We start from the raw sequence: 24,546 nt of genomic DNA on the forward strand, positions 1-24,546 counted from the left end.
CGCTCACGTTGCGGATCGAATCCGCAACGTGGGCGACACATTTCAAACATGTCCGCGTAACGCCACCTCCCTAGGTTGGGTGCCTGCACCACAAAGTGCACATGCACAGGCACCCAGGGGGAGTGACGTCATGACAGCAGTGAACGAGCAGGTGTCCGCCGGCGCACCGGACAGGGCAGATCTCGGTGAGAACGCCGCACTGAAGGAGACGCTGGAGGACTACACCCTCCGATTTGCGCCACGCAGCTACCGCAAATGGGGAACCGGCGTCGTCGCGACCTCCGCGCTCGGCGGAATCGCGTATCTCGCAGACTTCTCAATCGGCGCCAACATCGGCATCTCGTACGGCACCGGTAACGCATTGCTGGGCATCGCCGTGTTTGCCGTCGTCATCATGGCGACCGGCTTCCCACTCGCCTACTATGCCGCGCGATACAATATCGACCTCGATTTGATCACTCGCGGAAGCGGTTTCGGCTACTACGGCTCGGTGGTCACCAACGTCATCTTCGCGACGTTCACCTTCATCTTCTTCGCGCTCGAAGGTTCCATCATGGCCCAGGGTTTGAAACTGGGGCTCGGGATACCACTCTCGATCGGCTACGCGGTCTCGACCCTGATGGTCATTCCACTGGTCATCTACGGAATGAAGGCTCTGGCAAAGCTCCAAGTGTGGACGACGCCTCTGTGGCTCGTCATGATGGTGCTGCCGTTCCTGTATCTGCTGTTCAAGCACCCTGATTCGGTGAGCGCGTTCTTCGCCTTCGGCGGTGAGGACGGCGCAAACGGCAAGGGCGTCAACTTCGGATCGGTGATGCTGGCCGCGGGTGTCTGCTTGTCGCTGATCGCACAGATCGCCGAGCAGATCGACTACCTACGCTTCATGCCGCCCAAGACGCCGGAGAACACCCGCCGTTGGTGGGCTGCAGTAATTCTCGCCGGCCCCGGCTGGGTGATCTTCGGCGCGTTCAAGCAGATCGTCGGACTGTTCCTCGCCGTGTACATCATCGCGAACGTCGTCGACGGATCCTCGATCGCCAACCAGCCCGTGCACCAGTTCCTCGAGATCTACCAGGACATGATGCCTCACTGGCTGGCCATGACGCTGGCCGTGATCCTCGTGGTCATCAGCCAGATCAAGATCAACGTCACCAACGCGTACTCCGGCTCACTGGCCTGGACCAACTCGTACACCCGCGTCACCAAGACCTACCCCGGACGCATGGTCTTCGTTCTGGTCAACCTGGCGATCGCACTGATCTTGATGGAAGCCAACATGTTCGACTTCCTCAACACGATCCTCGGGTTCTACGCCAACTGCGGTATCGCCTGGGTCGTGGTCGTCGCCTCGGACATCGCGATCAACAAGTACTGGTTGAAGCTCTCCCCGAAAGTCCCCGAGTTCCGACGCGGGATGCTCTACGACGTCAACCCCGTCGGCTTCGTGTCGATGCTGCTGGCCGCGGGCATTTCGATCCTGGTGTTCTTCGGTGCTTTCGGTTCGGCGATCAAGCCGTTCTCCCCGATCGTCGCAATCGTCATCGCACTGGTGATGCCGCCGATCCTGGCCGTCGCCACCAAGGGAAAGTACTACCTACGACGCACCGACGACGGCATCGATCTGCCGATGTTCGACGAGTACGGGAACCCCTCCGGTGAAACGCTTCTGTGCTGCGTCAGCGGAATCGAATTCGAGCGTCCCGACATGCTCGCGTCGAACGTGCCCGGCCCGAACGGCGAGAAGCAGTACATCAGCTCCCTGGCCTTGAGCACCGACAAGACCGGTGAGCACGTCCTGCCTGCTCAGCTTCCCTGACAACTGCTGTGCGCCTTTATTAACCGCCGGGGGTTAATAAAGGCGCACAGCAGGGTTATGCCCCTACATCGTCGAGCGACTCACCCTTCGTCTCACGCATGACCAGCAGCGCAACAAAAGTCAGCGTCGCCGCTACGAGAAGATAGATGCCGACCCAACCGACGCCGTAGTTCTTCGCGAGGTAGACGGCGATGAACGGCGCCACCGCTGCGCCCAGAATACTGGCCGTGTTGTACGCGATTCCCGAGCCCGTGTAGCGGACGTTGGTCGGGAAGAGTTCCGGGAGAACGGCACTCATCGGGCCGAAGGTCAGGCCCATGAGCAGCATGCCCACGATGAGGAACGCCAACATGCGACCGTCGTTCATTCCGTCCGGTTCGAGGAAGACACCGAAGGTCAAGCCGAACACCATGATCAGACCGGTGATGATCAGCAAGGTGATACGACGCCCGTAACGGTCGGCGAGCCAACCCGAGACCGGCACGGCAGCAGCGAAGAACACGACTGCGATCAACTGCAGGACAAGGAAATCGGTGTACTTGAAGCCCGCACCGGTTCCACCGTCGGCCGCCGTCTTGCCGGTTCCGTGGCTGAGCACCCAGGTGGTCATGATGTAGAACAGCGTGTACGTCGCGAGCATCACGAACGTACCGATGATCAGCTGACGCCAACTGGTCTTGAACACCTCGGCCACCGGAGTCTTGACCTTCTCGCCGCGCTCGACTGCGCGCGCGAACACCGGGGTTTCCTCGAGCTTGAGCCGGACGTACAGGCCGATCATCACCATGATTGCGCTGAGCAGGAACGGAATTCGCCATCCCCAACTCAGGAAGGCACCCTCGAGGTCCGGGCTGGAATTGTCGTGGTTCATGAACAACGTGATGATCAGGAACAGTCCGTTGGCCATGAAGAAGCCGATGGGCGCACCGAGTTGCGGCCACATCGCCGCCCAGGCCCGCTTGCCTTCCTTGGCGGTCTCGGTCGCGAGCAGCGCCGCACCCGACCATTCGCCGCCGAGCCCGAGACCCTGGCAGAAACGCATGAGCGCCAACAACGCCGGGGCCAGCAGTCCGATCTGGTGATAAGTGGGCAGCAGTCCGATGAGGAAGGTCGCGATGCCCATCGTCAGTAGCGAGCCGACCAGAGTTGCCTTGCGTCCGACGCGGTCACCGAAGTGTCCGAAGAGAATCGAGCCGAGGGGACGGGCGACAAACGCGAGTCCGAACGTCGCCAACGACGCGAGAAGCGCGGTGGTGTCGTTGCCCTTCGGGAAGAACAGGTGCGGGAACACCGATACTGCCGCTGTTGCATAGATGTAGAAGTCGTAGAACTCGATGGACGTACCCACCATGCTGGCGACCACGATTCGGCTGCGCGGCACTCCGGCGACGGTATCTGCGTCGCCGCCCTCCGGCTTGGGTGGATTCTCACTGACTGACGTGCTCAAAACATGCTCCTGCGCCGTTATACGAAAGATGTCCAATTGGTGGGATAGTGTCCCAATCAGTAGGAATTGAACACCCGCGGGGTTTTCCGACGCAAATTCGGTTCGCGAATTCGGCTCAGCGGGCAATCCGCGATAAAATTCCGTAAAGGTGAGCCGGGAAGTCTGGTCGGCACGTGCATTCGATGCGTCACAACGTCGATCACGTTCATGTCTGTTGCATCCGAATTCGGTTGCACGAACAAAGGTCGTCCCCACGCGTGATCTCCACCCTGCGTTCCGAACTGTCCCGCTACCTCCGCACCGAAACGGTGGGCGGATCGATCCTCCTGATCGCTGCCGCCCTCGCTCTGATCTGGGTGAACTCTCCTTTCGGTGAGAGCTACATCGCACTACGTGACTTCCAGATCGGTCCGTCCGCACTCCATCTCGACCTCAGCTTGGGCACGTGGGCGCAGGACGGACTGCTTGCCGTCTTCTTCTTCGTTGCCGGCCTCGAACTCAAACGTGAACTGGTGGTCGGCGAACTCGCGGACCGCAAAGCCGCGATGCTCCCGATCATCGCGGCGTGCGGCGGCGTCCTGGTCCCCGCGATCATCGCGGCGTCCATCGGTTTCGGCACGCCCGGCATGGACAAGGGCTGGGCCATTCCCGTCGCGACGGACATCGCTTTTGCCCTCGGCGTGCTCGCGCTGACCGGCTCGAAGATCCCGGCGAGCGCCCGAGTTTTCCTGCTCAGCCTGGCCGTCGTCGACGATCTGCTCGCGATCATCCTCATCGCCGTACTGTTCACCGGTTCCCTCGCGATGTTGTGGCTGCTGACCGCGGCCGCAGCCCTGGCTGCCTACGCCTACGCCCAACACAAACGCATCACGACGCCGTTCCTCTACGTCCCGCTGGCACTACTGACCTGGTACGCGATGCACGAAGCGGGGATACACGCCACACTCGCGGGCGTCGCGCTCGGCTTACTCACCCGGGTGAGGCGCGATCCGGACGAGGAGTACGCGCCCGGTAGCCGTCTCGAGCACCGTATTCAGCCCTACTCTGCAGGCTTCTGTGTCCCCGTCTTCGCACTGTTCGCCTCCGGTGTTCCGATCAACGCGGCGGTGCTCGGCGACATTTTCACCGACCCCGTCGGGCAATCGGTCGTCGTCGGTCTTCTGGTCGGCAAAACCGTCGGAATCTTCGGAATTTCCCTGCTCGCGATCAAATTGGGGATAGCAACCAAACCCAAGACACTGGAATTGAGAGACATGTTTGCCCTCTCAGTTCTCGGTGGCATCGGGTTCACCGTTAGCCTGCTTGTAGCAGACCTCGCATTGGACGGGGTCGGCGATGGCAGCGAGGCCGAGATAGCGAAGGCCGCAGTTCTCGTGACATCGTTGGTGGCATCGCTGATCGGATCAGCGCTGCTGTGGCGACGTGGACGAGTTCATGCGGCTCGAGACGACGCTTCCACCGCCATTGCCACGGACGCGAGAGAACTACCTGGAGAGGTCGACAAGTGAGCTTGACCAACGGAGAGAGCCAGCGCTTCACCGGAGATGGAGTACCGAACACGGTCTCTTCCATCCCTCTCACCGATGTGGACGCCCGCACGCCGGGCGAGGCCACCATCGGGGCCCTCGTCAAGGACGCGACCGCACAGGTCTCCACCCTCGTGCGCGCCGAGGTCGAACTTGCCAAGGCCGAGGTGACGGGCGAGGTCAAGAAGGGTCTGCAGGGCAGCGTCTTCTTCATCCTGGCCTTCACGGTTCTGCTGTTCAGCTCGTTCTTCTTCTTTTTCTTCCTGGCCGAGATGCTCGACACCTGGGTGCCGCGCTGGCTGGCGTTCCTCATCGTCTTCCTGATCATGGTGGTGACCACCGCGATTCTGGCGCTGCTCGGTTATCTGCGCGTGCGCAAGCTGAGGGCTCCGGAGAAGACGATCGAATCGCTCAAGCAGGCCAAGAACGTCATCCCCGGCAGCCATGACGACGCAAAGCCGTCGGTCGATTTCAACGCGCGCCGGTAGCGAGTCTGATCGAAAGTGGCAGCCCCAGATCCATCTACCGTCAGGTTCGACGGCCCCTGGATTCACCGGGACATTCACGCCAACGGCATCCGGTTTCACGTCGTCGAGGTAGGCGACGCGGAGCCGGATGCTCCGTTGGTGGTCCTGTTGCACGGATTCGCCGATTTCTGGTGGTCCTGGCGCCATCAGTTGACGGCACTGTCGGAGCAGGGATTCCGCGTCGTCGCCATGGATCTTCGTGGGTACGGCGATTCCGACAAGCCCCCTCGTGGCTACGACGGTTGGACGCTCGCCGGTGACGTAGCCGGCCTCATTCGTGCGATGGGTTACGGCAAGGCCACGCTGATCGGTCATGCCGACGGCGGGTTGGTGTGCTGGGCGACCGCGCTCCTGCATCCACGCCTGGTGCGGTCGATAGCGCTGATCTCGTCTCCACACCCGATGGCGCTCAAGAAAGCAGTCGTCCGCGACCCCTATCAGCGCCGCGCGCTTTTGCCCTCGTTCCTGGCCTATCAGGTACCGCTACGCCCGGAACGTCGGTTGACGGCCGACAACGGCGCCGAAGTGGAGCGTCTGGTTCGCTCGCGGTCGGGCCCCACCTGGCCGCAGCAACCCGAATTCGCAGACGTCATGAGCAAGATGCGGTCCGCGATCCGGATCCCGGGCGTCGCGCATTCCACGTTGGAGTACCAGCGTTGGGCCTTCCGCAGCCAGCTCCGCCCCGAGGGCCGACGTTTCATGCGTTTGATGGATCAGGTTCTTCGCATTCCGATCGTCCAGATTCACGGCGAACTCGACCCGTACGTGCTCACCCGTACCGTGCGTCGCGACAAGCACTGGGCTCCCGGCGAAAAACTGCGCACCATTGCCGGAGTCGGTCATTACGCGCATCAGGAAGCCCCCGAGCGCGTCAATCGCGAACTCGGGGACTTCCTCCTTACGGAGAAGTGACCGCTACAGGATGCACGCGCCCGTCGGTACGGGCGTCGATGCCGAGGCAGCCGCGTTCAACTGGCGCGAGACTTCCTGCGCGGTGAGGACGAATCCGGTGTCACTGTCGTCGACGGCAGCACCGAACACGACGCCGAGGACCCGCCCCTGATCATCGACCATCGGTCCACCCGAGTTGCCCTGCCGGATGGATCCGCGGACGGTGTAGACCTCACGCTGGGTGGTTCCGGCCTTGTAGATGTCCGGCCCGTTCAGGTTGAGGACCTCACGAACGCGGGCTGCGCTGGCCGTGTACGGACCACCGCCGGGGTAGCCGAGCACCAACGCGTTGTCACCGGTCCGAGCCTGCTCCGGAGCGAACGGCAGCACCGGCGCGTCCAATCCGGGAACCGCCAGAATCGCGATGTCCACGGCGGAGTCGAAGAGAACCACCTGCGCGGGCAGTGCGCCCTCCATGGTGTCCACGGTGATGCTCTCGGTTCCGGCAACCACGTGGGCGTTGGTCATGACGCGTTCGGGGGCGACGATGAATCCGGATCCCTCGAGCGCGCGCTGGCAACTCGGTGCGACGCCGTTGATGCGGAGAACACTCGGACGCAACTGCGCCGCCAACGGACTGGCGAGAACGCTCGCGTCGGGTGCTTCGACCTCGGTGATGGGCGTGCGCCCGAACGGGCCGATGACGTCAGGCAGGCCGGAGGTGTCGAGCAGCGCCGAGAACTCGGTCGGGATGCGGCGCAGCCACTGCGGCGCCACTTCGTCCACGCTGGCGAGAACGTCCGAACCACGAACAGCTGCGGCAATGTTCGGCTGCGACGAGGAAGTGAGCGGAATCGCGAGCAACCACGCCGCGACCACGACAGCCACCGCCTGTAGACCCGCACCGATGACGCTGTCGACGGATCGCGCCGTCGGACTGTGCATTCCGCTGCGTGCCGCGCGTCCGAGCACCATGCCGGCGACCTCGCCGATGATGACCAACACCACGATCAGCGAGATGCCCGCGAGGATGCGCAGCTTGCCTTCGGTGACGTGCACGAGCAGGTGCGGCGCCAACAGAATCCCGGCGACGGCGCCGAGGATCACGCCGACGAACGCCAGCGCCGACGCCACCGCGCCCTGCCGCCATCCGGACGTGGCCGCGATGAGGGCGACCAGAACGATGGCGATGTCCACCCAACGAGAACCTGTCATCGCGGCACCGCCGAATCCTCGACACCTTCACCGAACTCGGACAGCGCTGTGTCCAGGTCTCTCACGTCCTCGTAGTTCCACGGAATCTCCCAGCCCGACACCGTGAACAGCGCCGCGAGGATTCCTGCTGTGAACCCCCAGACCAGCATGCCGTCGGCGCGGAACGCCGGGCCCTGGTACCCGAGGGGATGTCGAACCTGAAACCGGTTGTCTGGGTCGAGCAACGTGCGCAGCGGCACCCGGGCCACCCGTCCGACCTCGCCCTCGTCCTGAATGCCCACCGTCGTCGGCTGCTCCCAGTAGCCGAGCACCGGCGTCACGTCGAAACCCGACGGCGGGATGAAGATCTCCGGCAGCACGGTGAGCGGCTGAACTCCGCTCGGATCGAGCCCGGTCTCTTCCTGCGCTTCACGCAGCGCGGTGCCGACGGGGCCGTCGTCGCCCGGATCGGCGGCACCGCCGGGGAATGCGACCTGTCCGCTGTGCTGACGCATCGTCGACGCCCGTTGGGTCAGCAGGACGTCTGCGCCCTCCGGCAAGCCGCCGACGGCGAGAGGGTCGGCCTCACGCGGTCCGCCGAAGAGCACGAGCACCGCGGCCGGACGCGTCACGGTGCCGCGCGGCGCGCGACGCTCGAGGACGGGGTTGATCCGATGGGGATCGGTGGGCTGGGTGCTGGCGACAGCGCGCAACCACTCGGGAACCGGTGTACTCATACGACGACTCCCAGATATTGCGCCGCAGCGGCGGCGATCTCGTCCGCACTGCGGAAGGGTTGGGGCAAGACCTTGGCGACTGTTCCATCCGCGCGCACGAGCACCGACACCGGCAGCACCGGCGGTGCGCCCACTGCGATCCGTACCTTGCCGTCACCGTCCTGGACGCCGGGCAAACGCACCGAGTAGTCGATGAGTCGCGTCAAAGCGTTCTCCTGATTCGGATCCGAATGCACGGTCAGCACGTTGATGCTGCCGTCGGCGCGCTCCGCGAATTCCTGAAGGTACGGAAGCTCTTCGGCGCATGGCGCGCACCAGTACGCCCACAGATTGAGCAGAGTCGGCTTTCCGCCCACCGCTGCGGCAAGGTCGACGGGCGCTCCGTCGGAGACGCAGTCGAGGGTGATTCCGGCGAGAGCCGAGCCGGCAGGCGCTTCGCCGGTCGGAGTCGGGCAGGAAGCCAGAGCCGCCTGGCTACGGAGTTGATCGAGCGATTCCGACGACGGAGTGAACGTCGGCGGCTGATACGCGGACGAGGACGGGCCCGTCGAGGTGGGCGTCGTGTCGTCTCCCCCGCGCGGCCAGATCGCCACGACGAGAGCCGCGACGACCACGAGCGCAGCGAGAGACCATCTTCCGGCACTTGTCATCGGCGATCACAACCCTGCCAGGGCGAGCAGATGATCGGTCTCGGGGCCTTTCACCAGGGCCGCGGCCTCGGTTTTGTCGGTCGGGCCGAGACCGTACGACGGGCAGTCCTTGGCCAGAACACACACACCGCATGCGGGCTTGCGCGCGTGGCAGACCCGTCGGCCGTGAAAGATCACGCGATGCGAGAGCAGAGTCCATTCCTTACGTTCGATCAGTGCCCCGACGGCGTGTTCCACTTTGACGGCATCTTCTTCCTCGGTCCACTTCCACCGACGCACGAGCCGACCGAAGTGGGTGTCGACGGTGATTCCCGGAATGTCGAAGGCATTGCCCAGCACGACGTTCGCGGTCTTGCGTCCGATGCCTGGGAGTTTCACCAGATCTTCGAGCTTGTTCGGGACCTGCCCGTCGTGGCGTTCGAGTAGCGCCTGACCGAGTCCGATCAGCGACGTCGTCTTGTTCCGGTAGAAGCCGGTGGAGCGGATGTACTCCTCGAGTTCGGTCCGATCGGCTTCCGCGTATGCCTTTGCGTCGGGATAACGGGCGAAGAGTGCCGGCGTGACCATGTTGACGCGGACGTCGGTGCATTGCGCCGACAGGATTGTCGCCACTGCCAGTTCCAACGGAGTCGTGAAGTCGAGTTCGCAGTACACGTGTGGGAAAGCCACAGCGAGCTCACGATTCATCCGACGCGCCCGGCGTACCAATCCGAGGTGTGATTCTTCCTTCCGCGCACCCCCCGAACGCGGTTTCTTCCGCTGCTCTGAACTGCCTGTCGGGGTGGTCTGCACTCAGACAACTGTACGGATACGACATGAGTGGAGACTCCGTCGTGTCGATTCTGAGACCTTCGACGTGTTTACTTCCCCCTATGCAAGGACTCGCAGTAATTCTCTTTCCGCTACTGCTTATGCTCTTTGCCCTGGCGATGGAACGAGTCGAAGGGCGATTGCGTCGGCTCTCGGTCCAAGAGCATGAAGTAGAAGACTTCCTCGACCAGGCAAGTCACGACGACGTCGCCCGCCTGGCAAGCGATGGGTTTCCCCATGCGTTCGCCCGCTTCCACCGGAAGCGTAAGGGCCGTCAGTCGGAGGCTCCCGAGAGCGCCAGCCTGGGCGAAATCCGGACACAACGGGCAAGTTGACGGCCATACAAAGTAGTCACCGCAGCGGATTCCGGAAGAATTTTCGGCTCTTACGTGGCATCAATCACTCGTCGCGAGCTAACGGGACGTAGACTTCGATGCCGTACCTGTTGCATTGAACACAGATTGCATTGGACACAGTGTCTCACTCATGAGGGCTGAGCCTGTGTACGACGGTTTGTGCGCAGCGCGGGTACAAAGATAGATAGCGCAAAAATGACACCACAAACGAACAAATCCCAACAAGGAGCGCACGTGGACGACGTCCTGGCAAGAGCCGGCATCTTCCAAGGAGTCGAGCCCTCAGCGGTAGCGGCGCTGACAAAGCAGCTGCAGCCCGTCGACTTCCCCCGTGGACATGTCATCTTCAACGAAGGTGAACCCGGTGACCGCCTGTACATCATCGTGTCCGGCAAGGTGAAGATCGGTCGACGCTCACCCGACGGTCGCGAGAACCTGCTGACGATCATGGGCCCGTCCGACATGTTCGGCGAACTGTCCATCTTCGACCCCGGCCCCCGCACCTCGACGGCTACGACCGTCACCGAGGTTCGCGCCGTGAGCATGGACCGCGACGCTCTCAAGGCATGGATCCAGCAGCGCCCCGAGATCGCCGAGCAGCTTCTGCGCGTTCTCGCCCGCCGTCTGCGTCGTACCAACAACACCCTGGCCGACCTGATCTTCACGGACGTTCCCGGCCGTGTCGCCAAGGCGCTCCTGCAGCTCGCGCAGCGCTTCGGCACTCAGGAAGGTGGCGCCCTGCGCGTCACTCACGACCTCACGCAGGAAGAGATCGCCCAGCTCGTCGGCGCTTCCCGCGAGACCGTCAACAAGGCGCTCGCTGATTTCGCACACCGCGGATGGCTTCGCCTCGAAGGCAAGAGCGTCCTGATCTCGGATTCCGAGCGTCTCGCTCGTCGCGCGCGCTAGTTTCTTCCGGTTCGACTCTTTCGGCCGCTCCCGCTTCGGTGGGGGCGGCCGAAGTCGTTCACTGGACTCTTGTTGTACCTATCGGTAAAGTTTGTACCGATAGGTACACATCTGATCGAGAGGCCCCGCAATGACCGTCCGAGCACCGATTCCGCCCTTCACTCACGAAGCTGCCGTCCAGAAGGTCCGCCTCGCCGAGGACGGATGGAACTCACGCGATCCACACAAGGTGTCGCTGGCCTACACGCCGGACAGTTGGTGGCGTAATCGGTCGACGTTCGTCACCGGCCGATCCGAGATCGTCGAACTTCTGACCGAGAAGTGGACCCGCGAACTGGACTACCGGTTGATCAAAGAGCTGTGGGCACACAGCGACGACCGCATCGCAGTGCGATTCGCGTACGAGTGGCACGATCACGACGGGCAGTGGTTCCGCTCCTACGGCAACGAGAACTGGGAATTCGACGCCGACGGACTCATGCACCACCGTCATGCCAGCATCAACGACGTTCCCATCGAGGAGTCCGAGCGAAAGTTCTTCTGGGATCCGACCGGACCACGCCCGCACGATCATCCGGGCCTGAGCGAGTTGGGTCTGTGATGAAAGGATGAATCCATGGCCAGACAGGTAGCTGAACGCTCGGACACGATTCCCGCTCTCGCGAACGTGTTTCGAACCTACGGGTTCGACGGAGCAAGCCTGGCCGTGATCACCGAACACACCGGTTTGGGCAAAGGCAGTCTCTACAACTTCTTTCCGCGCGGGAAGGAAGAGATGGCCGAGGCGGTGCTCGACGAGGTCGACAGATGGTTTCGCGCCGAAGTCTTCGAACCTCTTCGAGCAGAATCGGTTCCACCGAGGCAGCGCATCCAGAGCATGTTCGCTACCGCGGGCGACTACTTTCGGTCAGGGCAACGCATTTGCCTGTTCGGCGCCTTTGCACTCGGTGAAGAGCGAAACCGCTTCGGCGCCAGGGTCCGAACATACTTCGACGAATGGACAGCGGCTCTCGAGGCGGCACTCGTCGGTGCCGAAGATTCCATCGGACTCGCCGAAGAAGCCGTGGCCGGGATCCAAGGGGCGATCGTGATGTCCCGGGCACTGGACGACGGTTCCGTATACAGCCGAGTGACGACGCGACTCGAAGATCGACTGGTACAGGCACTCACGCCGTAACGCATACCGCACGACCACAAAGGCATTTGTGCCGCGGCATCCACCTGGCATGCTCGAAAAAGCATGCACAAGAAGAAAGGAACCCATGCCCTCGTTCGAGACGGTGATCGCATCCACCCCTTCGGGGAAGGTCCGCGGCCGAAAGCGTGACGGTTCCTACTACTTCGGTGCGATCCCCTACGCCAGCGCACCGCGCTTCGAGAAGCCTCGACCGGTGGAACCGTTCTCCGACGTCTTCGACGCCACAGCGCTTGGAACGGTCTTCCCCCAACCACCTTCACGACTCGAACGCATCATGGGGCCACCGCTCCCCGAACCGGAGCACAGCGAGGACAGCTTCACCGTCACCGTCACAACCCCGTCGCTGACCGGTCATCGCCCGGTGATGGTGTGGCTTCACGGTGGCGGGTACTCCAGTGGCGGCGGCTCACTCCCCTGGTACGACGGCGGCGCTTTGTCAGCCGAGGGCGACGTCGTCGTGGTGTCGGTCAACTATCGCGTCGGCGTGCTCGGATACCTCCTCCTCGACGGCGTCAGCGAAGGCAATCTCGGGGTACACGATCAGATCGCGGCGCTCGAGTGGGTGCGCGAGAACATCGAGGCATTCGGCGGCGACCCAGACTCGGTCACCGTATTCGGGCAGTCGGCCGGCGCTCATTCCATTGTGAATCTGTTGAGCAGTAACAACTCTCGAACCCTGTTCCATCGAGCAATTCTGCAGAGCACCCCACGGCCGGACCTCAACTTCACGCAGGCTGCCGCGATCGAGAACGGGGAGACGTTTGCCCGACTGCTCGACGGAGATCCTCGGACCGCGCCGCTCTTCCACATTCTCGACGCATTCCGCGGCACGGCTGTCGAGTTCAGCCGGCGGTCCCCCAATGTCGTGCAACCGCCCTTCGCGCCGATCTCCGAACTGGAACCGGTGATCCGAACTTTCGAAACAGCGCCTGACGTCATCGTGGGATACACCCGAGACGAGGGATCTGCTTTCGTGCGCGACGTAGCGGGAGTACCCGATCCCGAACACGTCGCCGAAAAGGCACTGACACAGAACATGTTTGCCGAACCGGCAATGGAGCTGGCCGAGACCTTCACAGCGGCCGGCGCGTCGGTGTACACGTATCGCTTCGACTGGGCACCGACGGACGGCGTCTTCGGGGCCACTCACTGCATCGAACTACCCTTCGTGTTGGGAACCGAGCAGTCCTGGCAGGGCTCACCGATGCTGGGCAGCAGCGACTGGCAGAGCATCGACGCACTGGGCCGTCGGATACGCCGGCACTGGACGTCGTTTGCGCACACGGGAAGTCCGGACAGCAGCGAAACCTGGGAGAAGTACACCTCGTCCCAATCGATCGGAATCACCTTCTCCTGAGCAACTTCGGGCGCCTACCCACCCGGAGAAATCCCGTCTAGGATTGCTCCATGGACATGCCCAAGCTCCTCGACGGGCGACTCAAACTCCGCCATCTCCTGCTCGTCGACGCATTGAGCCGTCAGGGCAGTGTGGTCGGCGCCGCTGCCGCACTTCACATCACGCAACCCGTCGCGACCCGCAGTCTGCACGACATCGAGTCCATTCTCGGCGTCTCGCTCTTCGACCGCGGGCCACGCGGAATCACCCCGACCATTTTCGGCGAGGCCTTCACAACTCATGCACGGGCCGTGATCGCGCAGCTGACCGAAGCCGGGCGACACGTCGTCGAACTTGCCGACGCCAATCGCGGAACCGTCATCGTGGGAACACATCTCGCCGGATCCAACGTGCTGCTTCCCGGCGCTATCGCGCGCCTGAAGGTTCACCACCCGTTGCTCACCGTCGTCGTGCGCGAAGGTACGCCAGAGCAGTTGCTCACCGATCTGGAAGCGGGCCGAATCGACCTGATCGTCGGCCGGCTCACCTCACCTACCGATGACACCGCGACAAGACGGAACCTCTACGCCGAATCCGTCGAACTCGTCACCCGCGTAGATCACCCGCTCGCTCACCGCGAGGACGTCCAACTCGAAGAACTACGCGGCTTCCCCTGGATCCTTCCCGGGGTCGAGACAGTGCTCCGCCGCGAACTCGAGGAGTTCTTCGCCCGGAACGGCTTGCCGTTGCCCGAAAATCGGGTCGAGGCAACCTCTTTCCTCACCGTGCGTCAGCTACTGGTCGAGACCGACATGATCGCGGTACTACCGAGCCTCATCCCCCGCGACGACGCGCGCTTGACCACCCTGTCCATCACACTCGATCCGATCGGGCACAGCGTCGGCATCACCTCGTCGGCGACTCGCACGTCGAGTCCGTCCGCGCAGGCCCTGATCGCGACGCTGGAGTCCTTTGCAACTGAGCTCATGCGACCGTGAAACGCCGATCGGCCCGTTCCCTCCAGAGGGAACGGGCCGATGTCGGATCGACCAGGACTCAGGCGTTTTCGGAGACGCGAATCTCCTCGTGCTCCAAGCCCCGCGACGAATCGGGGACAATCTTGAACAGTGCGATGGCACCGACCAGGCTGATCGTGCACACCCCGGCGAGATACCAGGTCACACCGACCGAAGATCCGGTGGCGTCGAGCAGAGCCGTGGCGATCATCGGTGCCAGTCCACCGCCGAGAATCGCGCCGCTCTGGAGGATCAGAGACGAGCCGGAATAGCGGACCTTGGCCGGGAAGGTATCGGCGATGATGCTGCCCTGGACACAATGTGTGACCGGAACGATCAGGCCCATGCCCAGGAACGCGATGACGGCGACCATTTTGTTCTCGGTGTTGAGGAGCGGGAAGAACACGATGCACCACAACAGGATTGCAGCTGATCCGCCGATGAACATGTGCCGACGCCCGTACTTGTCGGCGATCTTTGTCCAGAACGGGATGGAAAGGAACCACAGGACTGCTGCCGCGGTCACGCTGAGCACCAGGAATTGCTTGTCGTAGCCCAGATGTTGAGTTCCGTACGACAGGGTGAACACCATGAAGGCGTACGCCACGGCGGAGTTCGCCAAGCACGCGGCAAGCGTGAGAGACAAACGGGGGAAGCCGACCTTGAGCGACTCACGCAGCGGGAAGCGGACTATTTCGCCCTTCTCCATGATCCCGGCGAATGACGGCGACTCGGTGACGCGCAGGCGAATCACCAGACCGATCGCCACCAGAACGAAGCTGAGCAGGAACGGGATTCGCCAACCCCACGAAGCGAATGCCGAGTCCGACATCACGGCGTTGGTCGTCAGGAAGATGCCGTTGGCGAGAACCAGTCCGGCGGGTGTGCCCATCTGCGGGAAACCTGCATAGAGATTCTTCTGCCCCGCCGGCGCGTGCTCCATCGACATGAGCGTCGCTCCGGCGCCTTCACCGCCCAGACCGATGCCCTGAACGACGCGCATTGCCACCAGGAGGACGGGCGCCCAGAAACCGATGGAGTCGTAGTTCGGGATGATGCCGATGAGTGTGGACCCGACGCCCATCATCACCAATGAGACCACGAGCGTGGCCTTGCGCCCGATCCGGTCACCGAAGTGCCCGAACACGAGTCCACCCACCGGCCGTGCAATGAACCCGACGGCGAAGGTGCTGAAGGCAGCCAGCGTGCCGGCCGTGGGGCTCAGGCTCGGGAAGAATTGTTTGTTGAAGATCAACGCGGCAGCTGTGCCGTAGAGGAAGAAGTCGTACCATTCGAGAGTTGTGCCGGCCAGGGTTGCCATGGCAACGCGGCTACGGGCCGCTTTCTCCGGCAACGGCTTTCCGTCGCTCGTAGTGCTGTTGGATATCTTGTCTGACATCGCGGAACCTATCGATTGGATGGGGCAGGCGGACGATGAAGTCTGTAGTCACCGACCCCGTCTTCGGGATTGTCGGTATCACGAGCGTCGTCGATCGTTGTGTTTGGAATTGTGCTCGCTCGAGACATGACTCACAAATGCCGAATTCACCGTCCGCCATACCGGAAAAGGTATAGCCGGGGCCTCAGACGAGACCCAGGAAGCGTTCGGCATTCCCCCGCGAAATCAGTTGGCGCGCAGTATCGTCCAAGAACTCACTCTTGCGAACCACCTCACCGACCGGACGCTCCCCCAAGGGGTACGGGTAATCACTACCCACCATCACACGGTCCACCCCCACCGTGTCCACCAACAGTCGCAGCGCACGCTCGTCGAAGACGACGGAATCCACGTAGAACCTTCCCAGGTAGTGCGAAGGCGGGAACTGCGACGTACCGATGATGTCGTTGCGGCCGTGCCAGGCGTTTTCCATCCGGCCCAACCAGAACGCGAAAGATCCACCACCGTGCGCAAATCCGATCTTGAGACGATCGTCGATCTTGTCGAACACCCCACCGAGAATCAGTGCGAGTATCGACAGGTGCGTTTCGGCCGGCATCGCAGTGAGCCACTGCGCCATCCAGCGATCGAGGCGCGGAGAGTTGGCCATGTCCCACGGGTGCACGAATACCGGCACGTCCAGCGACGCGCAGTGCTGCAGGAACGTCACCACCCCCTCGCTGTCGAGGTCCAGATCGCCGACATGATTGCCGATCTCGACACCGCGGTGCCCGTTCGCGATGCACCGCTCCAACTCACGGCACGCTGCGTCGGTGTCTTGCAGAGGCACCTGGCAGAACGGAATCAACCGATCCTTCGCCGGCTCCACGATCTCGAGTGCGAGGTCGTTGAAGATCCGTGCAATGCGACTTGCCTGCTCACCGCTCCGGCCGTAGTTGAAGAACGCCGGAGTAGGTGAGACGACCTGCGTCTGCACGCCGTCGGCATCCATGTCCCGAAGCCGCACCTCGGCGTCCCAGGCATCGGACTGGATGCGACGGAACTCCTTGGTGCCCATCATGATCATTGCTTCGGTTTCCGACTCGACCTTCAGCCACGGCGCTTGCGGCCCCGCGTCTTCGGTCAGATCCGGCCACCCGTTGGGCACGTAGTGGGTGTGGATGTCGATCAGGTTGCTCATAGCTCAGCCCTTGCCGGGATGGAGCGTGCCGCACTTGTCACACGTGCGGGCTTCTTCGCTCTCGTAGAACTTGACGAACACCGGCGGAAGGTCGGCCACGATGTCGCGCACCTGAAGTTCGACCTCGTGAATCTTGTGATCACATTCGAGGCAGTACCACTGGAACTTCTCGAGCGTGCCTTCCTTGCGGACGCGTTCGATGACCAGGCCGATCGAGCCCGCGGTGGGACGCTGCGGCGAATGCGGAATGTCTCCTGGCAGCAACCAAGTTTCACCCTCGCGAATGTCGACGCGCTGAGGACCGTCTTCGGTCATGACATTGACGTGGATGTCGCCTTCGAGCTGGTAGAACCACTCCTCGTACGGATCGAGGTGGTAGTCGGTCCGCTGGTTGGGGCCGCCGACGACCTGCACGATGAAATCGTCTCCGAGCGCCATCGTCTGATTGTTGACGGGCGGCTGCAGGAGGTGGCGGTTGTCGTCGATCCACTTCTTGAAGTCGATGACGGGAGGAATCGTGGTCATGATGCATTCTCCGTATCTTCGGACGCCGTGCGTTGGGAGGCGGGCACGTACGCCACGCCGGAAATTTCGATGAGCAGGTGAGGGTGGGGCAGCTGGTGAACAGCCACAGTCGTTCTCGTCGGACCGTTTTCGTCGAACAGTTCGGCGTACACCTCGTTGTATCCACCGAAGTCGTTCATCGACACCAGGTAGGAGGTGACCTGAACCAGATCACTGAGTTCTCCACCCACTTCGGCGAGGATTGCCGCGATGTTTTCGATGACGGCACGCGTCTGCGCCCGAATGTCGAGCGCCGTCGTCCCCATCTCGTCGACCTCGACGCCGACAAACGTGTTGTCGGGTCGACGCGAACTGGTCCCGGAGACATAGACGAAATCGCCGACCACCTTGACGTGGGGGAACTTTCCGCGCGGCTTCGCCAGCTTCTCGATGACCTGCGCCCCACTCATCGCTTCACACCTTTCACCGTGACGGTTCCGAGTCCGTCGATCGTGCACTGTGCGACGCCCTCGTCGAGTCGCACAGCTGCTGTGGCGGCACCGGCCAGAATTACCTGACCGGCGCGCAACGGAATTCGGCGTCGGCGGGCGATGTCGAGCAGTGCATGCAAAGCGCGCGCCGGATCGCCGAGAATGGCCGACGTGGAACCGACTACCGTCTCGCCGCCGACTTCCATACGTACGGAACGGTCTTCGACGTTCTGTAGCGGCAGCCACCTCCCGATCACGTACCCGGCAGCGCTGGTGTTGTCAGCGACGACGTCGGTGTAGGTGAAGCGGAAGTCGCGGTACCGCGAGTCGATGATCTCCATTGCGGGAGCCAGTGCGTCGACGCAGGTTTCGATGTCGACGTTCGGATCGTCGAGATCGACGTCCTTCGACAAGCGGTATGCCACTTCGGGTTCGATCTTGGGATGAATGAACGTCCTCAGGTCGACTTCGCCGCCGTTGCTCACGCACATCGCGTCGGTCAACTGACCGACGATCACTTCGGAGACACCCATCTGCGCCATCTTCGCTTTGCTCGTGAAGCCGAGCTTGATGCCCACAATCGATTCACCACGGCTGGTGCGCCGTTCGAGGAGTTCGTTCTGGATCCGGTAGGCCTGGTCGATGTCGATGGTGTGTTCGTCGGCGAGGCTCGGCGTGTCGGTGCGCGTCTGCGCAGCGTCGTCGAGGCGACGCGCGAGCGCGGATACGGTGTCTTCGGGGGCTGTCATCACGCCTCGCTCATTTCTGGAAATCTTTTGCGGTTTCGATGTTCACAGTTGCACACATACATTCGTCGGTTCGGTGTAGAAGTGCAGCGAGGACTCGCCGCCCTCACGTCCGATGCCGGACAGGCCCATGCCGCCGAAGGGAGATCGCAGTTCGCGGGTGAACCACGTGTTGACCCAGGAGATTCCGACGTTCATCTTCTGCGCGACGCGGTGCCCGCGGCGCAGGTCGTTGGTCCACACGGAGGCAGCAAGGCCGTACTCGGTGTCGTTTGCGAGGGCGATCGCTTCGCCTTCGGTCTCGAACGGAATGAGTGCTGCGACGGGTCCGAAGATCTCCTCGCGCACGACGCGATCCTTGTTGGTCAAGCCTGTCCACAGGGTAGGTTCGATCCAGGATCCGCCCGACAGTTCCTGTCCGAGGTCCGGAATACCGCCGCCGGTCAGCACTTTCGCGCCTTCCCGCTCGGCGATCTCGAAGTAGTCGAGTACCTTCTTCCGGTGTGCCTGCGAAATGAGCGGTCCGGTCGTCGTTGCATCGAGCGTCGGGTCGCCCAGACGCAGTCCTGCTGCCCGCTCGACGAGTCCACCGGCGATGTCGTCGAAAATGCTGCGGTGCACGTACACCCGCTCGGTGCACAGGCAGACCTGGCCGGTGTTGGTGAACACCGACTTGGTCAGACCCGTCAGAGCCTCGTCGATGTCGACGTCGTCGAACACGATCGCGGCGTTCTTGCCGCCGAGCTCGAACGAGACCGGACGGACCCGCGGGGCAACGGTTTTCATGACATGCGAACCCGTTGCCGAAGATCCGGTGAAGGTGACGCCGTCGATACCGGGGTGCGTGGTGAGGAACTCGCCGGCCGAGTTCGCACCGAATCCATGGACGACGTTGTAGACGCCGGCAGGCAGGCCGACCTCTTCGAGCACCTCGGCCAGCAACGACGCAGTCGCCGGGGTCTCCTCGGAGGGTTTGACCACCACGGAGTTTCCGCACGCGAGCGCGGGCGCAACCTTCCAGGTCAGGAGAAGCAGCGGCAGGTTCCACGGAACGATCACGGCGACGACGCCGAGCGGCTTGCGGATCGCGTAGTTCAGCGCCTGCTTGCCGCCCGCGAGATCCGTGACAAACGATTCCTGTCCCGCCGCGGCGACGATGTCGGCGAAGGTGCGGAAGTTCGTCAGGGCGCGCGCGACGTCGAGTTCGCGTGCCTGCGTGATCGGCTTGCCGGTGTCCGCCATCTCTGCGGCGACGAACTCTTCGAATCGCTCCTCGATCCGGTCGGCGGCGCGTCGCAGCAGAGCCGTCCGCTCTCGAACCGGCGTATCGGCCCAACCGTTGTCCAGAGCACGTCTGGCAGAGGTCACGGCCCGATCGACCAGGGCCTTGTCGGCCTCGTGGACCCGGGCGAGAACACGGCCCGTTGCTGGGTCGACCTGATCGAAGCTCGACGACTCGTCGGGTTCGACATAGGAGCCGTCCACGTAATTGCGGATCCATCCGTCGCATTGTGAGGTCATGGACTAACTATTGGCCCGTGACCCATATCAAACAAATGCAAAAACTGCCGCCAGCTATACCTCGATCGGCATAGATGGCGGCAGTTCGGCCACACAACTCAGCTCTGCATGTCGGCGCCGAGCGCCTCAGCGTCGCAGATACGCCAACTGCACGTTGACGGATTTCTCCGCGACCGGCCACAACTTCGGGTCCACGTCGGAGTAGACGTGTTCGACTACGTCGCGCACCGAGGCCGACTCCCCCAACGTCGACAGAGCGGCCCGCACCTGATCCAGACGCTCCTCGCGGTGGGCGAGGTACTGCTGCGAAATCGCCTGCAGATCGGGCAGGTCCGGACCGTGCCCGGGAAGAACCGTCAGTCCTTCGCCGAGTGCGGCCAGCGATCGCAGCGAGGTGAGGTAGTCCCCCAGATCGCCGTCGGAGTCGTCGAGAACTGCCGTGCCGCGGCCGAGAATGGTGTCGCCCGTCAGCACGCTCGCATCGTTCTCGATGACTATCGACACCGAATCCGCGGTATGGCCCGGCGTCGCGAGGATCCGCAACTTCAGGCCCGCTACCTCGATCACTTCACCGTCGACAAGCGCCGAAGCGCCCCCGCGAAGAAAAGTTGGGTCGACGGAACGCACTGGAGCCGAAGTCAATTCGTGGAAACGGTCCACCCCGCCGGTGTGGTCGTAGTGCCGGTGCGTGATCAAGGTCAGCGCTACCGGACCGATACCAGCGACACGTTGCAGGTGTTCCTCGTCGTTGTCGCCTGGATCGACGACAACACACTCGACGCTGCCCGGAGCATGCAGAATCCAAGTGTTCGTACCGTCCAGCGTCATCATGCCCGGGTTGTTCTCGAGCAAGACCGAAGCGATGTCGGTGACGCGGCGTAGCTGCGCGTAGGCGGGATGGACAGTCGACATCAGCGAACTTCGACGATCAGTTCCACCTCGACGGGTGAGCCGAGGGGAAGTTCTGCCACGCCGACTGCCGAACGGGCGTGGATACCGGCGTCGCCGAGCACCTCGCCGAGGAACTCGGATGCGCCGTTGATCACGCCGGGCTGGCCGGTGAATCCTTCGGCGGATGCCACGAAGCCGACAACCTTGACGACGCGAACGACGTTGTCGATGCCGACCAGGGCGTCGATGGCAGCAAGAGCGTTGAGCGCGCAGGTGCGAGCCGCGGCCTTGGCGTCCTCATCCGACACGCCCGCGCCGAGCTTGCCGGTCAGCGCCAGTTTTCCGTCGACGAACGGGAGCTGACCCGACGTGTACACGTGGTTGCCGCTGCGAACCGCGGGAACGTAAGCAGCGACGGGTGCCGCGACGGCGGGAAGTGCAATGCCCAGTTCGGCGAGACGCTCCGACCAGGTCTGTGTTGCCTCTGCCATGTGATTCAGCCCTTCGGACGCTTCATGTACGCGACGTGCTGCTCGCCCGACGCGCTCGGCAGGACGGCGACGAGTTCCCAGCCGTCGACACCCCAGTTGTCGAGAATTGCCTTCGGATTGTGGACCAGCAACGGAGTCACGGTGTATTCCCAGGAAGTTATTTCGCTCATGCGGTGAGCCTATCCCGCGTACATCTTCGGCCCCAGACTTATAGGCTCGCGGTGTGGTTGCATCCCAAGATGAGCTGAGCAGGACCTGGCCCGAGTCTGCGACGAAGGCCCGCCTGCACTTTGTGTCAGGTAAAGGCGGAACCGGTAAGTCCACGGTTGCCGCCGCGTTGGCGCTCGCGTTGGCCGAAGGCGGCAAGCGCGTTCTCCTCGTGGAGGTCGAGGGCCGCCAGGGAATCGCGCAGCTCTTCGACGTACCACCGCTTCCACCGCAGGAGACCAAGGTCGCGGCCGCCGAAGGTGGCGGTGAAGTGATGGCTCTGGCCGTCGACATCGAGACCGCGTTCCTCGAATACCTCGAAATGTTCTACAACCTCGGCTTCGCCGGCCGGGCGATGCGTAAGTTCGGCGCCATCGAATTCGCCACCACAATCGCTCCAGGCCTTCGCGACGTTCTGCTCACCGGCAAGATCAAGGAGTGCGTCATCCGCACCGATCGAACCGGCAAACGCGTGTACGACGCCGTTGTCGTCGATGCTCCCCCGACCGGGCGGATCGGCAGCTTCCTCGACGTCACCAAGGCGATGGCCGACCTCGCCAAGGGCGGCCCGGTGCATTCGCAGAGTGAAGGCGTCGTTCGGCTGCTGCACTCGCCGGAGACCGTCGTACATCTTGTTGCGCTTCTCGAAGCGCTGCCCGTTCAGGAAACCGCCGACGCCGCCGCAGAACTGGCGCGTGACGACCTCAACCTCGGTGCCATCATCGTCAACCGCGCCAGCCCGAGGTTCTTGCCCGAAGACCAACTCTCCGGTGCTGCAGCCGGCAACATCGATGCAGCTTCGATCCGGTCGACGCTCTCCGATGTCGGCATCGATCTGTCCGACGACGACTTCGCCGGCCTGCTCACCGAGACGATCGAGCACGCGTCGGTGCTCGAAGCTCAAGAATCCAGTGCGGAGAAGCTCCGCGAGATCGACGGCGCGCGGGTGCAACTTCCCGCACTCGCCGACGGCGTCGATCTCGGTGGGCTCTACGAGCTGGCCGAATACCTCACGGAACAGGGCGTGTGATGACCGAGACCACCGAGAACGTGACGGTCGGCAGTTCCAGGACCGGCCGACGCGCAGCTCCTGCCCTCGATATTTCGGCGATCATCAAGGACCCGACGGCCCGGATCGTGGTGTGTTGCGGCGCAGGTGGCGTCGGCAAGACCACGACGGCTGCGTCGCTGGCGTTGCGGGCAGCCGAAGAGGGCCGACGCGTAGTCGTCCTCACCATCGATCCGGCCCGTCGCCTCGCACAGGCCTTGGGTGTGGCCGAACTCGACAACACTCCGCAGCCGGTGAAGCTGGGTCCCGAGGCCACGGGCGAACTCCACGCGATGATGCTGAACATGCGTCGGACTTTCGACGAGATGGTCATCGAGCATTCGAGCCCTGAGAAGGCCGAGCAGATCCTGGCGAATCCCTTTTACCAAACCGTTGCCACATCGTTCTCCGGAACGCAGGAGTACATGGCGATGGAGAAGTTGGGGCAGCTGGCGTCGAACGACGCGTGGGATCTGGTGATCGTCGATACCCCGCCGTCGCGCAATGCGCTCGACTTCCTCGACGCTCCACAGAGGCTCGGAACATTCCTCGACGGACGGATGATCCGGCTGCTCTCGGCACCCGGCCGTGGCCTGACCAGGCTCGTGGCCGGCGCGATGGGATTGGCCCTGAAGGGTGTCTCGACCATCGTGGGAAGCCAAATGCTTTCGGATGCATCGGCATTCGTGCAGTCGCTCGACTCGATGTTCGGCGGTTTCCGTGAACGCGCCACGAAGACCTACGAGTTGCTGCGTCAGCCGGGCACTCATTTCCTGGTGATCGCAGCGGCCGAGCCCGACGCTCTCCGTGAGGCGGCGTTCTTCGTCGATCGCCTTGCGGGTGACTCGATGCCGTTGGCCGGTCTGGTTCTCAACCGCACTCACCCGACGTTGACGGCTCTGCCTGCCGATCATGCGGTGACCGCCGCCGACAAACTGGAAGCGAAGGAAAATGCGACCGAGGCCGAAGCCCTCACCGCAGCCGTTCTCCGCATCCATGCCCATCGGGCAGTGATCGCGAAGCGAGAAATCGCCTTGCTGAGTCGATTCACCGCAGCTCACCCGAGGGTGCCGCTGATCGGTGTTCCGTCGCTACCGTTCGAGGTCTCGGACCTCGAGGCGCTGCGCGCGGTGGGAGATCAGCTCACTCGTAAGGGCTGATCCCCCGATCGACCTGGATCAGACTGCTGAGTGATGCTGGCGCTGGTCTTCGAAGAACTCGGACCAGGAGTCGACGTCGGGGTGCTGCTTGAGCAGTGCACGGCGCTGACGTTCGGTCATTCCGCCCCACACACCGAACTCGACACGGTTGTCGAGAGCATCTGCTCCGCACTGCATGAGGACCGGGCAGTGACGGCAGATGGTGGCTGCCTTGCGCTGTGCGGCGCCACGAACAAAAAGTTGGTCGGGATCGACCTCGCGGCATCGCGCCTGAGTTACCCAGGCAATTCGTGCCTCGGCCTGCTCGATGTCCAAACGGCTACTCGGGGTGGCTGTGTACATTCTGGGTCCCCTCTACAAAGTCTGACCGTCGCCATGAGGCGAGCAGCGCACCATCTCAGCCGTCTCGCGGTAGCACGTGAAAGCTGAGACACATTCGTGATCGAGTGTTACGTCGATCACACTGATCACAATTTAGGTAAAGAACGCCCCTAA

At 62.9% G+C, this 24,546-nt stretch carries 27 protein-coding genes; 12 read left to right on the top strand and 15 right to left on the bottom strand.

What is annotated here, in order from left to right; genetic code table 11:
* Window positions 1-130: 130 nt before the first annotated feature.
* Window positions 131-1,816 carry a purine-cytosine permease family protein gene (locus RhoBH5_RS20360; protein ID WP_047270014.1) on the top strand — a complete coding sequence of 562 codons (1,686 nt, stop codon included), beginning with the start codon at window positions 131-133 and terminating at the stop codon, window positions 1,814-1,816.
* 55 nt (window positions 1,817-1,871) lie between these two features.
* Here RhoBH5_RS20360 and RhoBH5_RS20365 read toward each other — a convergent pair whose 3' ends face one another.
* Window positions 1,872-3,263: an MFS transporter gene (locus tag RhoBH5_RS20365; RefSeq protein WP_020968263.1), complete on the bottom strand. Its 1,392-nt coding sequence runs from the start codon at window positions 3,261-3,263 to the stop codon at window positions 1,872-1,874.
* Window positions 3,264-3,436: 173 nt separating this feature from the next.
* On the opposite strand from RhoBH5_RS20365, the gene nhaA reads away from it, so the two are divergent.
* From nhaA to RhoBH5_RS20380, 3 genes are read left to right on the top strand one after another with little or no spacing between them, the layout of a single operon-like run.
* Complete coding sequence (gene nhaA / locus RhoBH5_RS20370) at window positions 3,437-4,771, top strand: Na+/H+ antiporter NhaA (RefSeq protein ID WP_007732414.1); 1,335 nt, start codon at window positions 3,437-3,439, stop codon at window positions 4,769-4,771.
* Window positions 4,768-5,277 (top strand): phage holin family protein, encoded by a 510-nt coding sequence (locus tag RhoBH5_RS20375; protein WP_007732413.1) that lies wholly within the window; start codon window positions 4,768-4,770, stop codon window positions 5,275-5,277. Before nhaA ends, RhoBH5_RS20375 begins: the two co-directional genes overlap by 4 nt.
* Before the next feature lie 15 nt (window positions 5,278-5,292).
* Window positions 5,293-6,228 carry an alpha/beta fold hydrolase gene (locus RhoBH5_RS20380; protein ID WP_007732412.1) on the top strand — a complete coding sequence of 312 codons (936 nt, stop codon included), beginning with the start codon at window positions 5,293-5,295 and terminating at the stop codon, window positions 6,226-6,228.
* Window positions 6,229-6,231: 3 nt separating this feature from the next.
* Here RhoBH5_RS20380 and RhoBH5_RS20385 read toward each other — a convergent pair whose 3' ends face one another.
* Genes RhoBH5_RS20385 through nth form a run of 4 tightly spaced genes read right to left on the bottom strand, consistent with a single transcriptional unit; the run spans window position 6,232 to window position 9,580 of the window.
* Window positions 6,232-7,422: a MarP family serine protease gene (locus RhoBH5_RS20385; protein WP_003946095.1), complete on the bottom strand. Its 1,191-nt coding sequence runs from the start codon at window positions 7,420-7,422 to the stop codon at window positions 6,232-6,234.
* A complete protein-coding gene (locus RhoBH5_RS20390) occupies window positions 7,419-8,138 on the bottom strand; it encodes an NUDIX hydrolase (RefSeq protein ID WP_007732411.1) in 720 nt (239 codons plus the stop codon). The genes RhoBH5_RS20385 and RhoBH5_RS20390 overlap by 4 nt, the downstream gene beginning before the upstream one ends.
* A complete protein-coding gene (locus RhoBH5_RS20395) occupies window positions 8,135-8,788 on the bottom strand; it encodes a TlpA family protein disulfide reductase (RefSeq protein ID WP_003943500.1) in 654 nt (217 codons plus the stop codon). The genes RhoBH5_RS20390 and RhoBH5_RS20395 overlap by 4 nt, the downstream gene beginning before the upstream one ends.
* 6 nt (window positions 8,789-8,794) lie before the next feature.
* Entirely contained in the window at window positions 8,795-9,580 is a 786-nt protein-coding gene (gene nth / locus RhoBH5_RS20400) for an endonuclease III (protein WP_003943471.1), read from the bottom strand.
* An 80-nt stretch (window positions 9,581-9,660) separates the two neighbouring features.
* Between nth and RhoBH5_RS20405 the strand changes: the two genes are divergently transcribed.
* The 6 genes from RhoBH5_RS20405 (at window position 9,661) to RhoBH5_RS20430 (ending at window position 14,395) form a co-directional block, all read left to right on the top strand.
* On the top strand, window positions 9,661-9,933 hold the full coding sequence (locus RhoBH5_RS20405) for a hypothetical protein (RefSeq protein ID WP_019746620.1): 273 nt from the start codon (window positions 9,661-9,663) through the stop codon (window positions 9,931-9,933).
* 255 nt (window positions 9,934-10,188) lie between these two features.
* A complete protein-coding gene (locus RhoBH5_RS20410; RefSeq protein ID WP_003943506.1) occupies window positions 10,189-10,863 on the top strand; it encodes a Crp/Fnr family transcriptional regulator in 675 nt (224 codons plus the stop codon).
* Window positions 10,864-10,993: 130 nt separating this feature from the next.
* Window positions 10,994-11,464 carry a nuclear transport factor 2 family protein gene (locus tag RhoBH5_RS20415; RefSeq protein ID WP_054827457.1) on the top strand — a complete coding sequence of 157 codons (471 nt, stop codon included), beginning with the start codon at window positions 10,994-10,996 and terminating at the stop codon, window positions 11,462-11,464.
* A gap of 15 nt (window positions 11,465-11,479) precedes the next feature.
* Window positions 11,480-12,040, top strand: coding sequence for a TetR/AcrR family transcriptional regulator (locus tag RhoBH5_RS20420; RefSeq protein WP_054827456.1), 561 nt, complete (start codon window positions 11,480-11,482; stop codon window positions 12,038-12,040).
* 85 nt (window positions 12,041-12,125) lie between these two features.
* Entirely contained in the window at window positions 12,126-13,418 is a 1,293-nt protein-coding gene (locus tag RhoBH5_RS20425; RefSeq protein WP_270008725.1) for a carboxylesterase family protein, read from the top strand.
* Window positions 13,419-13,468: 50 nt separating this feature from the next.
* Window positions 13,469-14,395, top strand: coding sequence for a LysR substrate-binding domain-containing protein (locus RhoBH5_RS20430; protein WP_003943516.1), 927 nt, complete (start codon window positions 13,469-13,471; stop codon window positions 14,393-14,395).
* A 58-nt stretch (window positions 14,396-14,453) separates the two neighbouring features.
* Here RhoBH5_RS20430 and RhoBH5_RS20435 read toward each other — a convergent pair whose 3' ends face one another.
* From RhoBH5_RS20435 to RhoBH5_RS20475, 9 genes are all read right to left on the bottom strand, one after another.
* Window positions 14,454-15,812 carry an MFS transporter gene (locus tag RhoBH5_RS20435; protein ID WP_058227134.1) on the bottom strand — a complete coding sequence of 453 codons (1,359 nt, stop codon included), beginning with the start codon at window positions 15,810-15,812 and terminating at the stop codon, window positions 14,454-14,456.
* Between the two features lie 184 nt (window positions 15,813-15,996).
* A complete protein-coding gene (locus tag RhoBH5_RS20440; protein ID WP_042922846.1) occupies window positions 15,997-16,992 on the bottom strand; it encodes an amidohydrolase family protein in 996 nt (331 codons plus the stop codon).
* A 3-nt stretch (window positions 16,993-16,995) separates the two neighbouring features.
* A complete protein-coding gene (locus tag RhoBH5_RS20445; protein WP_003943511.1) occupies window positions 16,996-17,517 on the bottom strand; it encodes a 3-hydroxyanthranilate 3,4-dioxygenase in 522 nt (173 codons plus the stop codon).
* The gene (locus RhoBH5_RS20450) at window positions 17,514-17,966 is read right to left on the bottom strand and encodes a RidA family protein (protein ID WP_064443027.1); all 453 of its coding nucleotides are present in this window, start codon (window positions 17,964-17,966) and stop codon (window positions 17,514-17,516) included. The genes RhoBH5_RS20445 and RhoBH5_RS20450 overlap by 4 nt, the downstream gene beginning before the upstream one ends.
* Entirely contained in the window at window positions 17,963-18,736 is a 774-nt protein-coding gene (locus tag RhoBH5_RS20455) for a 2-keto-4-pentenoate hydratase (RefSeq protein ID WP_042446669.1), read from the bottom strand. Before RhoBH5_RS20455 ends, RhoBH5_RS20450 begins: the two co-directional genes overlap by 4 nt.
* Before the next feature lie 42 nt (window positions 18,737-18,778).
* Entirely contained in the window at window positions 18,779-20,254 is a 1,476-nt protein-coding gene (locus tag RhoBH5_RS20460) for a 2-hydroxymuconic semialdehyde dehydrogenase (RefSeq protein WP_054187035.1), read from the bottom strand.
* Window positions 20,255-20,380: 126 nt separating this feature from the next.
* Window positions 20,381-21,166 (bottom strand): MBL fold metallo-hydrolase, encoded by a 786-nt coding sequence (locus tag RhoBH5_RS20465; RefSeq protein WP_007732381.1) that lies wholly within the window; start codon window positions 21,164-21,166, stop codon window positions 20,381-20,383.
* On the bottom strand, window positions 21,166-21,636 hold the full coding sequence (locus RhoBH5_RS20470) for a RidA family protein (protein ID WP_003943508.1): 471 nt from the start codon (window positions 21,634-21,636) through the stop codon (window positions 21,166-21,168). The genes RhoBH5_RS20465 and RhoBH5_RS20470 overlap by 1 nt, the downstream gene beginning before the upstream one ends.
* Before the next feature lie 5 nt (window positions 21,637-21,641).
* On the bottom strand, window positions 21,642-21,806 hold the full coding sequence (locus RhoBH5_RS20475) for a hypothetical protein (protein ID WP_003943454.1): 165 nt from the start codon (window positions 21,804-21,806) through the stop codon (window positions 21,642-21,644).
* 53 nt (window positions 21,807-21,859) lie between these two features.
* On the opposite strand from RhoBH5_RS20475, the gene RhoBH5_RS20480 reads away from it, so the two are divergent.
* Complete coding sequence (locus RhoBH5_RS20480) at window positions 21,860-22,873, top strand: ArsA family ATPase (RefSeq protein ID WP_037130910.1); 1,014 nt, start codon at window positions 21,860-21,862, stop codon at window positions 22,871-22,873.
* On the top strand, window positions 22,873-24,051 hold the full coding sequence (locus RhoBH5_RS20485) for an ArsA family ATPase (RefSeq protein WP_007732380.1): 1,179 nt from the start codon (window positions 22,873-22,875) through the stop codon (window positions 24,049-24,051). The genes RhoBH5_RS20480 and RhoBH5_RS20485 overlap by 1 nt, the downstream gene beginning before the upstream one ends.
* Before the next feature lie 18 nt (window positions 24,052-24,069).
* On the opposite strand, the gene RhoBH5_RS20490 is transcribed toward RhoBH5_RS20485, so the two are convergent.
* Complete coding sequence (locus RhoBH5_RS20490) at window positions 24,070-24,393, bottom strand: WhiB family transcriptional regulator (protein ID WP_007732375.1); 324 nt, start codon at window positions 24,391-24,393, stop codon at window positions 24,070-24,072.
* Window positions 24,394-24,546: the final 153 nt, after the last annotated feature.

It is taken from the genome of Rhodococcus sp. BH5 (assembly GCF_027583855.1).
GTDB classification, from domain to species: Bacteria; Actinomycetota; Actinomycetes; order Mycobacteriales; family Mycobacteriaceae; genus Rhodococcus_F; species Rhodococcus_F qingshengii.

What these genes read in the sequence shown, in the direction of transcription:
- RhoBH5_RS20360 (WP_047270014.1), top strand. Translation starts at nt 131, where the DNA reads ATGACAGCAGTGAACGAGCAGGTGTCCGCCGGCGCACCGGACAGGGCA.
- RhoBH5_RS20385 (WP_003946095.1), bottom strand. Translation starts at nt 7,422, where the DNA reads ATGACAGGTTCTCGTTGGGTGGACATCGCCATCGTTCTGGTCGCCCTC.
- RhoBH5_RS20390 (WP_007732411.1), bottom strand. Translation starts at nt 8,138, where the DNA reads ATGAGTACACCGGTTCCCGAGTGGTTGCGCGCTGTCGCCAGCACCCAG.
- RhoBH5_RS20395 (WP_003943500.1), bottom strand. Translation starts at nt 8,788, where the DNA reads ATGACAAGTGCCGGAAGATGGTCTCTCGCTGCGCTCGTGGTCGTCGCG.
- RhoBH5_RS20405 (WP_019746620.1), top strand. Translation starts at nt 9,661, where the DNA reads ATGCAAGGACTCGCAGTAATTCTCTTTCCGCTACTGCTTATGCTCTTT.
- RhoBH5_RS20415 (WP_054827457.1), top strand. Translation starts at nt 10,994, where the DNA reads ATGACCGTCCGAGCACCGATTCCGCCCTTCACTCACGAAGCTGCCGTC.
- RhoBH5_RS20420 (WP_054827456.1), top strand. Translation starts at nt 11,480, where the DNA reads ATGGCCAGACAGGTAGCTGAACGCTCGGACACGATTCCCGCTCTCGCG.
- RhoBH5_RS20425 (WP_270008725.1), top strand. Translation starts at nt 12,126, where the DNA reads ATGCCCTCGTTCGAGACGGTGATCGCATCCACCCCTTCGGGGAAGGTC.
- RhoBH5_RS20430 (WP_003943516.1), top strand. Translation starts at nt 13,469, where the DNA reads ATGGACATGCCCAAGCTCCTCGACGGGCGACTCAAACTCCGCCATCTC.
- RhoBH5_RS20435 (WP_058227134.1), bottom strand. Translation starts at nt 15,812, where the DNA reads ATGTCAGACAAGATATCCAACAGCACTACGAGCGACGGAAAGCCGTTG.
- RhoBH5_RS20440 (WP_042922846.1), bottom strand. Translation starts at nt 16,992, where the DNA reads ATGAGCAACCTGATCGACATCCACACCCACTACGTGCCCAACGGGTGG.
- RhoBH5_RS20445 (WP_003943511.1), bottom strand. Translation starts at nt 17,517, where the DNA reads ATGACCACGATTCCTCCCGTCATCGACTTCAAGAAGTGGATCGACGAC.
- RhoBH5_RS20450 (WP_064443027.1), bottom strand. Translation starts at nt 17,966, where the DNA reads ATGAGTGGGGCGCAGGTCATCGAGAAGCTGGCGAAGCCGCGCGGAAAG.
- RhoBH5_RS20455 (WP_042446669.1), bottom strand. Translation starts at nt 18,736, where the DNA reads ATGACAGCCCCCGAAGACACCGTATCCGCGCTCGCGCGTCGCCTCGAC.
- RhoBH5_RS20460 (WP_054187035.1), bottom strand. Translation starts at nt 20,254, where the DNA reads ATGACCTCACAATGCGACGGATGGATCCGCAATTACGTGGACGGCTCC.
- RhoBH5_RS20465 (WP_007732381.1), bottom strand. Translation starts at nt 21,166, where the DNA reads ATGTCGACTGTCCATCCCGCCTACGCGCAGCTACGCCGCGTCACCGAC.
- RhoBH5_RS20470 (WP_003943508.1), bottom strand. Translation starts at nt 21,636, where the DNA reads ATGGCAGAGGCAACACAGACCTGGTCGGAGCGTCTCGCCGAACTGGGC.
- RhoBH5_RS20475 (WP_003943454.1), bottom strand. Translation starts at nt 21,806, where the DNA reads ATGAGCGAAATAACTTCCTGGGAATACACCGTGACTCCGTTGCTGGTC.
- RhoBH5_RS20485 (WP_007732380.1), top strand. Translation starts at nt 22,873, where the DNA reads ATGACCGAGACCACCGAGAACGTGACGGTCGGCAGTTCCAGGACCGGC.
- RhoBH5_RS20490 (WP_007732375.1), bottom strand. Translation starts at nt 24,393, where the DNA reads ATGTACACAGCCACCCCGAGTAGCCGTTTGGACATCGAGCAGGCCGAG.